10 protein-coding genes are annotated in these 13,358 nt (G+C 58.7%); all 10 read left to right on the top strand.

The genetic code is table 11. From position 1 onward, the window contains the following. Positions 1-28: 28 nt before the first annotated feature. The gene (locus NQT62_RS02515) at positions 29-1,018 is read left to right on the top strand and encodes a hypothetical protein (protein ID WP_256762994.1); all 990 of its coding nucleotides are present in this window, start codon (positions 29-31) and stop codon (positions 1,016-1,018) included. Beyond that, entirely contained in the window at positions 1,009-1,626 is a 618-nt protein-coding gene (locus tag NQT62_RS02510) for a PilN domain-containing protein (protein WP_256762993.1), read from the top strand. Before NQT62_RS02515 ends, NQT62_RS02510 begins: the two co-directional genes overlap by 10 nt. Continuing rightward, positions 1,604-2,224 carry a type 4a pilus biogenesis protein PilO gene (gene pilO / locus NQT62_RS02505; RefSeq protein ID WP_256762991.1) on the top strand — a complete coding sequence of 207 codons (621 nt, stop codon included), beginning with the start codon at positions 1,604-1,606 and terminating at the stop codon, positions 2,222-2,224. The genes NQT62_RS02510 and pilO overlap by 23 nt, the downstream gene beginning before the upstream one ends. Then, entirely contained in the window at positions 2,211-2,717 is a 507-nt protein-coding gene (locus NQT62_RS02500; RefSeq protein WP_256762989.1) for a hypothetical protein, read from the top strand. Before pilO ends, NQT62_RS02500 begins: the two co-directional genes overlap by 14 nt. A 2-nt stretch (positions 2,718-2,719) precedes the next feature. Continuing rightward, positions 2,720-4,822, top strand: coding sequence for a type IV pilus secretin PilQ (locus NQT62_RS02495; protein ID WP_256762988.1), 2,103 nt, complete (start codon positions 2,720-2,722; stop codon positions 4,820-4,822). 80 nt (positions 4,823-4,902) lie between these two features. Next, positions 4,903-5,415, top strand: a complete 513-nt coding sequence (locus NQT62_RS02490) for a shikimate kinase (RefSeq protein ID WP_256762987.1) — start codon at positions 4,903-4,905, stop codon at positions 5,413-5,415. Between the two features lie 2 nt (positions 5,416-5,417). Further along, positions 5,418-6,506 carry a 3-dehydroquinate synthase gene (gene aroB, locus NQT62_RS02485; protein WP_256762986.1) on the top strand — a complete coding sequence of 363 codons (1,089 nt, stop codon included), beginning with the start codon at positions 5,418-5,420 and terminating at the stop codon, positions 6,504-6,506. An 18-nt stretch (positions 6,507-6,524) separates the two neighbouring features. Beyond that, entirely contained in the window at positions 6,525-7,661 is a 1,137-nt protein-coding gene (locus NQT62_RS02480) for a deoxyguanosinetriphosphate triphosphohydrolase (RefSeq protein WP_256762985.1), read from the top strand. Between the two features lie 16 nt (positions 7,662-7,677). Further along, the gene (locus tag NQT62_RS02475; protein ID WP_256762984.1) at positions 7,678-8,379 is read left to right on the top strand and encodes a hypothetical protein; all 702 of its coding nucleotides are present in this window, start codon (positions 7,678-7,680) and stop codon (positions 8,377-8,379) included. A 228-nt stretch (positions 8,380-8,607) separates the two neighbouring features. After that, positions 8,608-13,329: a glutamate synthase-related protein gene (locus NQT62_RS02470; RefSeq protein ID WP_256762983.1), complete on the top strand. Its 4,722-nt coding sequence runs from the start codon at positions 8,608-8,610 to the stop codon at positions 13,327-13,329. Positions 13,330-13,358 lie beyond the last annotated feature (29 nt).

The raw sequence follows: 13,358 nt of genomic DNA, 5'->3' as shown, positions 1-13,358 counted from the left end.
GGATACGGCTATTTCAGGTGTCCTTTGTATGCGCATTCCATTACCCAGTGCATTGTTGCAATTCAGCAACTGGTCACGTTCCCGCACGCGGACGGCCCTGTCCATTTGCGTGGACGAGTCATCTGTGCGTTGGGTGTGCGGCCGTGTCGCAACCCGCGGCGGCGTTTACCGGTTTGAGTCCATTCACGCCAGCGGTCGAGAGTCCATGGCCCTGGCCCTGCAGACGGCCGAGGGCGATCTGAATGGGGAGCTCATGACCACGCTGTTGCGCCGGGTGATCGGTTCCTTGGGCCAGGCCACCCCAAAGCCGGAAGGTGTGGTGATCGGGCTGCCCGACAACTGGGTTTACTTTGGTGAGATTCAGACACGCCAGGACGACAGCGAGCAGTCTATCCGCTTCCAGATTGAGGACTTGCTGGACACCGTGGTTGGAGATGCGGCAGTGTCCATGGCGTATGACTGGCAAACCAAAGCGATGTTGAATGATGGGTCCATGAGCCTGGCGGTTGCCGGTATTGACCAGCGGTATATCGCGCAGGTTCAGCAGGCCTGCAAGCAACTCAAGCTGGAGTGCTTCGGCGTTACCGCCAACACCTTGGCGGGTTTGAATGGTTATCTGCAAACGCTTCGGGACCAGGCCGACGCAGCCGACGGAACCATTTTATTGCATGGTCAACTATGGGCCCACCGAATTGCCCTTCGGGTTTACAGCGAAGGCCTGTTGCTGCACGAATCGGCCGATGCCAGCGAGGAGGGTTTTTCTGCCGTACAGGCCGTGTCTGCCATGGAAAAACTGGTGTCGATTTGGAGCAGGGACCATGCGGCCAGCGACGCACTGCCCCCCCGCCTGATCCTCGGTGGCGAGTTGATGGCGTCCAAAGGGGTGGAGGTGATTGTTCGCCGAAGCGCGGTGCTGTCTGCGTTGTGGGTCAATTCACCGCCCCGTCGCGAATTGCAGGCGCACTGGCATGAGGATGTGATGCCATTTGGTGCATTGGAGGCCTTGCCATGCGCTTGATTGTTTTCAATTTGTATCCCTACCGGCAAGGCAGCATGAACCGCCTACGTCGGCGGGTAATGGCCGAGATGTTCGTGAGCCTGGCCTTGGTGGTGTCCGCATTGGCCGGGGTGAGTCATTGGATGTCTTCGCAGCTGGATGAACAACAGGCTTATCAGGACCGACTGCGTGACACGCAGCAGAAAATTGCGCAACGCGTGAGCCGCGTGGAGGCCATGAAAGCCGAGCTGAAGAAGCTGCGCGAGCAGGTGTTGGCTCTCCGGTCCGTGCAGGACAAGGCGATGCTGGCCAGTGTGATGGTGTCTGCGCTGGAGAATGGATTTCCCGAGACCACCGAGGTGGGCAAGATCACATTTCAGGATGGTTGGTTGCAGGTGTCTGGCACCACGGCGTCCATCACCAGCTTTACCGCCTGGGTTCACCAGCTGGAAATGCGTCGCGGACTGTTTACACAGGTCGAAGTGGTCAGGCTTCGCCAAACAGGTTTGGACGGTCCGTCGGTGGATGGTAATCGCCATGAATTTGACATGAAGATGCACCTGAGTTCGCCCAGTTCAGCATCGCCACCAGCACAGGAGCTTGCGGATGCCACACCCAACAACCGATAGACTGGCCCACGTCTGGCAAACCATCCACCTGCTTCAGCCCCGCCGGCGCAGGAAGGCGGTTGCGGTCACCGCACTGGTGTTGCTCGTGCTGTTGTATGTGGCCTTGTGGCGCGGACAACTGGAGCAGTCGGCGCTGAACCAGCAGGCCATTGCCGACCTGGTGAGTCAACTGGAAAAACAATCGGCCTTGCTGGTGGAGCAGCCCACCATTGAAGACGAACTGGCAAAACTTCGCGTGGAAATCCCCGCGCTTCAGAAATCATTGCCTGACGACAAAGAGCTGACGATTTTCCTGTCTCGACTCAATGCCACGGTGCAGGGCAGTGAATTAAAACTGGCCGAATTTGAACCGACAGAGGCGAAAAATCTCGATGTAATGCGCGTGGTACCGGTCAAGGTGGGCGTGTCGGGTTCTGGGCGTGCCATGTCCAGGTTTCCGAATCTGGTGGCCAGCATGACGCGGCAGGCCAATCTGGATTCATTTGAGTTGCAGTGGCGTTCCACTGAAAAATCCTGGGTTCTTAGTGGCGTTCTGAATGCCTACGCCCAGTTGGTGCCAACGCAGGACAAGCCGGAGAGTTCACATGATCAACACTGATTCCGGTTTTTGGGTGTTGGACCTGCTGATTGGCTTTTTGATCAGTCCCTGGCTTGGCATCGCCGACAGCCCGGCTGCTTTGCATGCCGAGAAAATGCAAGTGATTGAGCAGCGGCTGGTTCGCAGTCAGTCCTACCAGGCACCCGACCCCAGTACGTTGCGCTATACCCCGCCACCCAAACCCCCGCTTCCAGCCATTGATGGCCGTTTGCTGGAGCAATCCCTCAAAGGTGACCGGGTGGTTGCTTCAACCGCCGGGCCTGGTGCTTCGAAGTGGACCATGACGGGTCTGATTGGCGCAGGCATGAAGCGTGTGGCGATTTTGAATGATGGTACCCGGGAACAGGTGGTGGCCGTGGGTGCTGTGCTGGACCAGCAGTGGCGTGTCGACAAAGTGGATGACGCACGCGTGGTGTTGTCGCCCATCACCCCCACGGATACCAACCGACCGGTCACCCTGTACTTGAACACACCCACACCCAACGAGGACTAAACATGCCAACCTGTTCCATCAAGGCAATCCGGAAAACCCTGTTGTTGTGGTGTTGTGCCGCTGGTTTGATCTGGGCACCCGCTGCACTTGCAGCCACCGTTCAACGCCTGGACCTGGAGGAGACCCCAGACCACACGGTGGTCACTCTGACATTCTCTGACGGGTTGGGAAAGGCCGTTCGGATGTTTCAGATCGGCAATCCGGATCGGCAGGTGATTCAGTTTCTGGAGCCCATTCAACATGCGGTGGCATCGCCCAGCTTGCCCAAAGACAGCCGGTTGAGCAGTCTTCAGTGGATGGATACCGAGGGTCAAAGCCGCTTGGTGATTGGCATGAACAATCGCTACACGGTCACCAAGTCGGACAGCCCGACAGACCTGAAACTGGTGTTTCGGGGGCCTCGGCCGTTTGTTCCTGGCACCGAGCTGGGTTCAAACCTGGCCGACGACAGCCAGTTAAAGCCTGTTGTAGCCAAAGCCTTGGGCAAACAGGCGCTGGACCGTCCGCAAAGTGTTCTGTTGCAGGCAGCAAGCTGGTTGACGGAAGGTGAGTCGGATGTGTTGCGCCTGGACTTTGACCGCAGCGACGTGAAGCTGGACACTTTCATCAAGCAGGACCGCTATCGGTTCCGCTTTCCGTTGGTTTCCATGGCCAAGGCGACTGGCCTGCAGCCCGGCAACTCGCCCTCCGGGCGCATCGGTCAAGTGCAAATCCAGACTGGTGATGAGGCCCTGACGTTGCAGCTTCGCGGCGCTGGCGTGCAGCACCAACTGCGCCAGCAGGGCGCGCAGTTGGACATTGTTTTCAAGCCTGTTCACGTGGCCGCCGAAGGCACCAACCCCTCGGTGGGGGGTGCAGTGTCTGGCAAACCCACTGTCACACCGGCCAGTGAATTGAATAGCTTGCTTGCACGTTACACTGGTCGACCGATCAGCCTGGATTTCAAAGAGGCTGACATTCGCACGGTGCTGCAGGTGTTTGCTGAGTTCACCAAGATGAACCTGGTCGTCAGTGATGCCGTTCAAGGCAAGGTGACGGTGCACCTGAAAGATGTGCCATGGGACCAGGCACTGGACATCGTGCTGCGTTCAAAGGGTTTGATTTCCAGTCAGTCGGGCAATGTGTTGCTGGTGTCCAATCCCACAGATGCTGGAGCCGATCAGCTGGAAGCCGCCAACCGGCGCGCGCAGGATGACATGGAGCCACTGGTGTCCCGCAGTTTTCTGGTGAGTTACCAAAAAACGGCGGAGGTGGTGAACATCATCAAGTCCAAAGACTCCAAGCTGCTCTCATCGCGAGGCACTATTTTGTCCGATGAGCGGACCAGCCAGATTTTCATACAGGACACCCCGAGCCGGATCGAGCGAATTCGCGCCATCATCCAGAGCATGGACAAACCGGTGAAACAGGTGATGATCGAGGCCAAGGTGGTATTGGCCGATACCACCGTGTCGCGCGAGTTGGGTGCGCGCGTGCGGGCCACAGATAGCCGCGCCAAGGCATTTGGCGACATTGGTGACATTTTTGGCAAAAAGGGGTTCATCGACAGTGGCTCCGAGGCCGGGAATGTGTTGGCCTACACCTTGTACAACAAGGCCTCCACACGCTTGATCAATCTGCAGCTTCGAGCGTTGGAAAGTGAGGACAGGGTTCGCACCGTGTCCAACCCGCGTGTCATCACCTCCAACAAGGAGCCCGCGCTGATTGAACAGGGCACCGAAATTCCATACCAAATTGCCACCAGCAGCGGTGCCACGGCCGTTGAGTTCAAGCAGGCCAACCTGAAGCTGGACGTCACACCACAGATCTCACCCGATGGCACCATCCTGCTGGAGGTCAATGTGTCCAAAGATTCCGTGGGTGTGACCACGGCCAACGGCCCAGCCATCAACACCCGTCGGGTGAAAACCAAAGTGCTGGTCAGCGATGGTGGTACGGTGGTGTTGGGCGGCATTTTTGAGGAAGAGGACAACACCAAGAATGACAAGGTACCTGGCTTGGGCGATGTGCCCCTGCTGGGCCAATTGTTCAAGGGAACCACCAGCAGCAAGCGCCGGGCGGAACTGCTCATCTTCTTGACCCCCGTGGTGCTGCAAGACTCCTGATCGCTTGCTTTCCCGTACAATGCATTGATTGACGATCAATATTTGATGAAGTGTCTAATCCATGCATTGTGCTAGTGGGCATGATGGGTGCCGGCAAAAGCACAGTCGGCAAGGCCTTGGCCAAACATCTGTCTTGGGAATTTGTGGACACCGACCACCTGATTGAACAGCAGACCGGGGTCAGCATTCCCACCATCTTTGAAATCGAGGGTGAGGCCGGCTTTCGCCGCCGCGAAAGCCATGTGTTGACGGGCCTGGAAGGGCGTGCCGGTCTGGTCGTGGCCACTGGTGGAGGCATCGTGCTGGCCGAGGAAAACCGCACTACCCTCAAGCGGGTCGGCGCCGTGGTGTATTTGAGCGCCTCAGCAGGCGAACTTTACCAGCGCACCCGTTTGGATAAAAATAGGCCTCTTCTGCAAGGGCCCAACCCGCGCAAAAAAATCGAAGAGTTGTTGGCCCTGCGCCTGCCCTTGTACAAGTCAGTGGCCGACGTGGTGGTCGAAACCGGTCGTCAGCCGGTGTCGCAACTGGTGGGAAAAATCTGTCAGGCTGTGGGTTTGGACAAATCCAGCAGCCCCGTGGGAAGCAAATGAGCATGCACAGTTTGAACGTGGACCTTGGGGATCGCAGCTACCCCATACACATTGGCAACGGCCTTCTGGCCCGTGCTGAACTGTTTGCGCCCGTCGTGAGCGGTCGAACGGTGATGGTGTGCACCAACACCACGGTGGGCCCTCTGTATGCCGACCGCCTGAATGCAACCTTGCGGGAGGCCGGGGCCAAAGCAGTGCACACGGTGACCTTGCCTGACGGGGAAGAATACAAGGACTGGCCCACCCTGCAACGGGTATTTGATGCACTGTTGCAACACCACTGTGACCGCAAAACCGTGCTGGTGGCCTTGGGCGGCGGCGTGATTGGCGACATGGGCGGTTTTGCTGCATCAGCCTTCATGCGTGGGATTCCGTTTATCCAGGTACCCACCACCTTGCTCAGCCAGGTGGACAGTTCGGTGGGCGGTAAAACGGGCATCAACCACCCGCTGGGCAAAAACATGATCGGGGCTTTTTACCAGCCCCAACTGGTGATCACCGACATTGCAACCCTGAATACATTGCCGGACCGTGAGCTGAGCTGTGGATTGGCAGAGATCATCAAGCATGGCGCGATTGCCGACACGGCGTATTTGGACGTGGTGGAGCAGAACATGCCCGCCCTGTTGAACCGCGATGCAGAATTGTTGGCGCTGGTGGTCAAGCGCAGTTGCGAAATCAAGGCCGATGTGGTGTCCAAAGACGAACGCGAAGGTGGTTTGCGTGCCATTCTGAATTTTGGCCACACCTTTGGCCATGCCATTGAAGCCGGCATGGGTTACGGCCAGTGGTACCACGGCGAGGCGGTGGGCTGCGGCATGGTGATTGCCGCCGAGTTGTGCAAACGCATGGGGCGTTTGAGTGCCGAGGAGTCGGCCCGGTTGAAAAAGGTGGTCATTCAGGCCCGCCTGCCCGCCATGCCGCCCAAACTGGGCGTGAACAAATTCATGGAATTGATGGCGCACGACAAGAAGAACGACGCCGGTGCCATTAAATACGTGTTGCTCAATGGCCTGGGCAAAGCCAACACATCACCTGCCGACGAAGCGCTGGTGCGGCAAACCCTGCTTGAGCTGGGTGCAGGAGATTGATGGACGTGCGAGGCCGCCATGCTGGACTTTGAGCGCAACCTGGCGCCCTATGCGGTGTCGTCGGCCAACACCAAAGGCCGTGTGCACAATGAGGAGCCGCCGTTTGGCCGCACCGAGTTTGAACGCGATCGCGACCGCATCATTCACAGCGCAGCATTTCGCCGGTTGGAATACAAAACCCAGGTGTTTGTCAACACCGAGGGCGACTTGTACCGCACCCGCCTCACCCATAGTCTGGAAGTGGCCCAACTGGCCCGCAGCATTGCCCGCAACCTGGGCCTGAATGAGGAATTGACCGAAGCGGTTGCCCTGGCGCACGACCTTGGCCACACCCCGTTTGGCCATGCCGGGCAGGACGCGCTCAACGACTGCATGCAGCCCCACGGTGGGTTTGAGCACAACCTGCAAAGCCTGCGGGTGGTGGATGACCTGGAAGAAAAGTACGCCAGCTTCAACGGGTTGAACCTGTGTTTTGAAACCCGCGAAAGCATTTTGAAGCACTGCAGCCGCCCCAATGCCGAGCGTTTGGGTGATGTGGCCAAGCGCTTTCTGGACAACCGCCGCCCCGTGCTGGAAGCGCAGGTCACCAACCTGGCCGATGAAATTGCCTACAACAACCACGACATTGACGATGGGCTGCGTTCAGGCCTCATCTCACTGGAACAGTGTGCCGAGGTGCGTCTGTTCAAGTTGCACCTGGACCGCGTGTTGGTACGTCATCCCAAGCTGGAAGGCCGACGTCTCATTCACGAAACCGTGCGCGGGGTCATCAATGCCTTGGTGTCCGACCTGTTGGCCGAGTCGGACCGACGCATTCAACAGCACCAGCCCACTTGCGTGGCCGATGTTCAGCAAGCCCCAGCACTCATCGGCTTCAGCGATGAGATGGCCGAGCTCAATCGCGAGTTGAAAGCTTTTTTGCGCAAAAGCCTGTACCAGCATTACCAGGTGTTGCGCGCAACCATGAAAGCGCGGCGGGTGGTGCAAGACCTGTTTGCCACCTTCATGGAAGACCCGCGTCTGCTGCCCCCACAGTTTTTCCAGCGCGCCCAAACCGATGCGCCCCGCGCCATTGCCGATTACATTGCTGGCATGACTGACCGCTATGCCATGAAAGAACACCAGCGCCTGTCGGTGCCTGGCCTGCCTGGCTAAACCGGCCGCAACGCCCATGGCCCGGCAGGCTCGTCTTTTCATCCCGGAGTGCCCAGTGGTGTTGGAGCTGCAGGGCGTGGGTGGACAGGATGTATTCAAAACCCGCGAGGCCTTTGCCTTTTTTCGCGACCGCCTGCCGGTGAGTGCACGGGAAGAGGGTGTGCAGGTGCATGCCTATGGTTTGGCCACCGTGGGTGCCATGGTCATGCTGCAGGTCAATGATGCCCAACAGGCCGGTCGGTTTGTGCAAAACCTCAATCGGCATTTTTCGCCAGTCATCAAAGACGCACAGCCAGCATTGGGTGGCCCCGTGTGGGAGCCCCGGTTCAAGTCCACCGTGGTGCAGCCGGGGTCCCGCAGTTTGAAGGCCTGCCTGTTTGTCGAGCAGTTGGCCCTGCGGGTGCATCAAACCCTAGACCTGGCCACCTACCCCTGGAGCAGCTATGCCGCCCATGCCGGCGTGGTGAATGAAGCTTGGCTGGCCGATTTGCCCAGTTACTGGGCATTGGGCAATACGCCATTTGAACGCCAAAGCCGATACCGCCAGTTCAGTGAGCAGGGGTTTTCCGAGAGGGACCAGCGCGAGCTGAGCGAGTGCATTCACAAAGGCTGGTTGTGGAGTGACGACGCCTTTTTCCAGCAGGTGGACCTTTTGGCCAACCGCTCGGCCCGCCCGCGGCCGCGCGGACGACCCCCCAAGGCCGAATCTGTGCGCTGAATGCACGAATAGTGTGCATTTTTCAATGGTCTGTCCCCAATTAAATTTTATAAATTGGGGTGGGGGTTCTAAAATGGGGTCAGACCCCATTTATTTTCCTTGATCTGCATGCCGCACTGCAGTACAGTGCGTGTTCACTTGGGTCAAAGACCCTGAATTTCATGGGGATTTGTTGCGCCTCACCCATTTCAGGCCGGCGAACAGTCCTCCGCATTCCGGAGATTGCACATGCAAGACATTCGCCAGGCAGCCGAACAACACGGCCTGTACTCCAAAGAATACGAACACGACGCGTGCGGCGTGGGCTTTGTGGCCCACATCAAGGGCAAGAAGACCCACGACATCATCGCCAGTGGCCTGAAAATTCTGGAAAACTTGGACCACCGGGGCGCCGTGGGTGCCGACCCATTGATGGGCGACGGTGCCGGTATCCTGATTCAAATTCCTGATGCCTTCTTCCGCGAAGAAATGGCCAAGCAGGGCGTGACACTGCCACCAGCCGGTGAATACGGCGTGGGCATGTTGTTCCTGCCGAAAGAAACCGCGTCCCGCATCGCCTGCGAACAGGAAATGGAGCGCGCCATCAAGGCCGAAGGCCAGGTGTTGTTGGGCTGGCGTGATGTGCCGGTGAATGCTGACATGCCCATGAGCCCCACCGTGCGCGCCAAAGAGCCGGTGATTCGCCAGGTGTTTGTTGGCCGTGGCCGCGACATCATGGTGACCGATGCCCTGGAGCGCAAACTGTATGTGATCCGCAAGCGCGCCGTGCACGCCATCAAGGCCCTGAACCTGGCCCACGGCACCGAATATTTCACCCCCTCCATGAGCGCCCGCACCATTGTGTACAAGGGCCTGCTGCTGGCCAACCAGGTGGGCGAGTACTACCTCGACCTGCAAGATGCCCGCTGCGTGTCAGCCCTGGCCCTGGTTCACCAGCGCTTCTCGACCAACACATTCCCCGAATGGCCATTGGCCCACCCCTACCGCATGCTGGCCCACAACGGTGAAATCAACACCGTGAAGGGCAACTTCAACTGGATGCGCGCCCGTGAAGGCGTGATGAAGAGCGCCGTGTTGGGCGATGACCTGCAAAAACTCTACCCGCTGATTTTTGAGGGCCAGTCCGACACCGCCTGTTTCGACAACTGCTTGGAACTGTTGGTCATGGCTGGCTACCCCATTGCACAGGCCATGATGATGATGGTGCCTGAGGCTTGGGAACAGCACACCCTGATGGACGACAACCGTCGCGCCTTCTATGAATACCACGCGGCCATGATGGAACCTTGGGACGGCCCCGCCGCCCTGGCCTTCACCGACGGCAAGCAGATTGGTGCCACGCTGGACCGCAACGGCCTGCGCCCCGCCCGTTATATCGTGACCGAAGACGACCTGGTGGTGATGGCTTCAGAGTCTGGCACCCTGTCGATTCCCGAAAGCAAAATCGTCAAGAAGTGGCGCCTGCAGCCCGGCAAAATGTTCCTCATCGACATGGAAGCCGGCCGCATCATCAACGACGACGAACTGAAAAATCAGCTCGCGTCGTCCAAGCCCTACAAGCAGTGGATTGACACCATCCGCGTGAAGCTGGATGAAGTGGAAGGCCAACCCGAGCCTGTACAGCCGCGTGAAAGCCTGCTGGACCGCCAGCAAGCGTTTGGCTACACCCAGGAAGACCTGAAGTTCCTGATGGCGCCCATGCTGGTGTCGGCTGAAGAAGCCACCGGTTCCATGGGCAACGACAGCCCGCTGGCCGTCATGTCCAACAAGCTCAAGCCCCTGTATAACTACTTCAAGCAGTTGTTTGCCCAGGTGACCAACCCGCCGATCGACCCGATCCGCGAAAACCTCGTGATGAGCTTGAACAGCTTCATTGGGCCCAAGCCCAACCTGCTGGACCTGAACAACATCAACCCGCCGATGCGATTGGAAGTGGGCCAGCCTGTGCTCACCTCCAAGGACATGGCCAAAATCCGTAACATCGAGCAGTTCACGGGCGGCAAGTTCAAGAGCCATGAACTCAACATTTGCTACCCCGTGGCCTGGGGCAAGGAAGGCATTGAGGCCCGTTTGGCTTCCCTGTGTGCCGAAGCGCGCGACGCCGTGAACAACGGTGCCAACATCCTGATCATTTCCGACCGTCTGGTGGACCGTGACCACGTCGCCATTCCCGCCTTGTTGGCCACATCGGCCATTCACCAGCACCTCGTCAAAGTAGGCCAGCGCACGTCCACCGGCCTGGTGGTTGAAACCGGTTCTGCCCGCGAAGTACACCACTTTGCATTGCTGGCCGGTTACGGCGCCGAAGCCGTGCACCCCTATTTGGCCATGGAAACCATTGCCGACATGAGCAAGGGCTTGACTGGCGACCTGAGCCCCGAGAAGGCCGTGTACAACTACATCAAGGCGGTGGGCAAGGGCTTGATGAAGGTGATGTCCAAGATGGGCATTTCCACCTACATGAGCTACACCGGCGCGCAAATTTTTGAAGCGGTGGGTTTGAACCAAGCCTTCATCGACGCCTACTTTGCCGGCACACCCACCAAGGTGGAAGGCATTGGTGTGTTTGAAGTGGCCGAGGAAGCCATCCGCATTCACCAGGCCGCTTTCAGCCCCGACCCCGTGTTGGCTGGCGCGCTGGACGCCGGTGGCGAATACGCCTGGCGTACCCGGGGTGAAGAGCACATGTGGACCCCCGATGCCATTGCCAAATTGCAGCACTCCACACGCAGCGGCACTTACAACACCTACAAGGAATACGCGCAAATCATCAACGACCAAAGCAAGCGCCACATGACGCTGCGTGGTCTGTTTGAATTCCGTGTGGACGCCGCCAAAGCCATTCCGATTGAAGAAGTGGAATCGGCTGAAGAGATTGTGAAGCGCTTTGCAACCGGCGCCATGTCGCTGGGTTCTATTTCAACCGAAGCACACTCCACACTGGCTGTGGCCATGAACCGCATCGGCGGCAAGAGCAACACCGGTGAAGGTGGCGAGGACGCCAAGCGTTACCGCACCGAGCTGCGTGCGGGTCTGGAAAAGTTTGGTCCAGGCAATGGCCCCATTGCCGAAGGCGCTACGCTGAAGAGCGAGCTGGGCGATGTGGTGGTGGCTGACTTCCCCTTGAAGAAAGGTGATAGCCTGCGTTCGCGCATCAAGCAGGTGGCCTCCGGTCGTTTCGGTGTAACCGCCGAATACCTGACTTCGGCCGATCAAATCCAGATCAAGATGGCCCAGGGTGCCAAGCCTGGTGAAGGCGGTCAGTTGCCCGGTGGCAAAGTGTCCGACTACATCGGCAAGCTGCGTTACTCCGTGCCTGGCGTGGGCCTCATTTCCCCACCACCGCACCACGACATTTATTCGATTGAAGACTTGGCCCAGCTGATTCACGACCTGAAAAACGTGAACCCAGCAGCCTCCGTGTCTGTGAAGTTGGTGTCGGAAGTGGGTGTGGGTACGATTGCTGCTGGTGTGTCCAAGGCCAAGGCCGATCACGTGGTGATCGCGGGTCAGGACGGTGGTACCGGTGCATCGCCAGTGTCTTCTATTAAGCATGCCGGTACCAACTGGGAACTCGGCCTGGCTGAAACCCAGCAAACCCTGGTGCTGAACGGCCTGCGCGGACGCATTCGCGTGCAAGTGGACGGCCAGATGAAAACCGGCCGTGACGTGGTGATTGGTGCCATGTTGGGTGCCGATGAATTTGGCTTTGCCACCGCACCGCTGGTGGTGGAAGGCTGCATCATGATGCGCAAGTGCCACCTGAACACCTGCCCCGTGGGCGTGGCCACACAAAACCCCGAGCTTCGCAAGAAGTTCACCGGCAAGCCCGAGCACGTGGTGAATTACTTCTTCTTCGTGGCCAATGAAGTGCGCGAAATCATGGCGCAGCTGGGCATTCGCAGCTTTGAAGAGCTGATTGGCCGTGCCGACCTGCTGGACATGAAGAAGGGCATTTCCCACTGGAAAGCCAAGGGTCTGGATTTCAGCCGCCTGCTGTGGGTGCCCACCGGCACCACCGAACCCCTGCGCCACACGGGCACGCAGGACCATGGCTTGGACAAGGCCCTGGACCAGAAGCTGATTGCACAAGCCAAACCCGCGCTGGACAAGGGCGAGAAGGTTTCCTTCATTACCCCGATCAAGAACGTGAACCGCACCGCCGGTGCCATGTTGTCGGGTGAAGTGGCCAAGCGTTATGGCCATGAAGGGTTGCCCGACGACACCATCCACATCCAGTTCACCGGCACAGCCGGGCAGTCCTTCGGTGCCTTCCTGGCCCACGGCATTACCGCCGACCTGGTGGGTGAAGGCAACGACTACGTGGGCAAGGGCCTGTCGGGTGGTCGCATCATTGTGCGCCCCACCAACGACTTCCGCGGCGAAAGCTTCGAGAACATGATTGTGGGCAACACCGTGCTGTACGGCGCCATTGCGGGTGAAGCATTCCTGAGTGGTGTGGCTGGCGAGCGTTTTGCCGTGCGCAACTCGGGTGCTGCGGCCGTGATTGAAGGCACTGGCGATCATGGTTGTGAATACATGACCGGCGGTACCGTGGTGGTGTTGGGCCAAACTGGCCGCAACTTTGCTGCGGGCATGAGCGGTGGCTTGGCCTACGTCTACGACATCGATGGCTTGTTCGCCAAGCGCTGCAACATGGCGCAGGTGGAGCTGGAAGGTGTGCAAACCGCCAGTGAGCAGGAAGCCAAGGGCGACAAGGAAATTTGGCACAGCGTGGCCCGGGGAGCAGAACGTCAAACCGACGAAGCCATCCTGAAAGGCTTGATTGAACGCCATGCCCGCTACACCGGCAGCCCGCGCGCCAAGGACATCCTGGACAACTGGGCCACAGAGCGCAAGAAGTTCGTCAAGGTATTCCCGACCGAATACCGCCGCGCACTGAAAGAGCTCTATGTGGCAGCGCAGTCTGGCGCCAAAGTGGCCGCTTGAAGAACAACGGGGCAGATTGCCTGTTTATG

The sequence above is a fragment of the Limnobacter humi genome (genome assembly GCF_024518835.1).
Classification (GTDB): domain Bacteria; phylum Pseudomonadota; class Gammaproteobacteria; order Burkholderiales; family Burkholderiaceae_B; genus Limnobacter; species Limnobacter humi.
The sequence above is the reverse complement of the archived record's forward strand: the minus strand, read 5'-3'. Positions and strand labels throughout refer to the sequence as shown.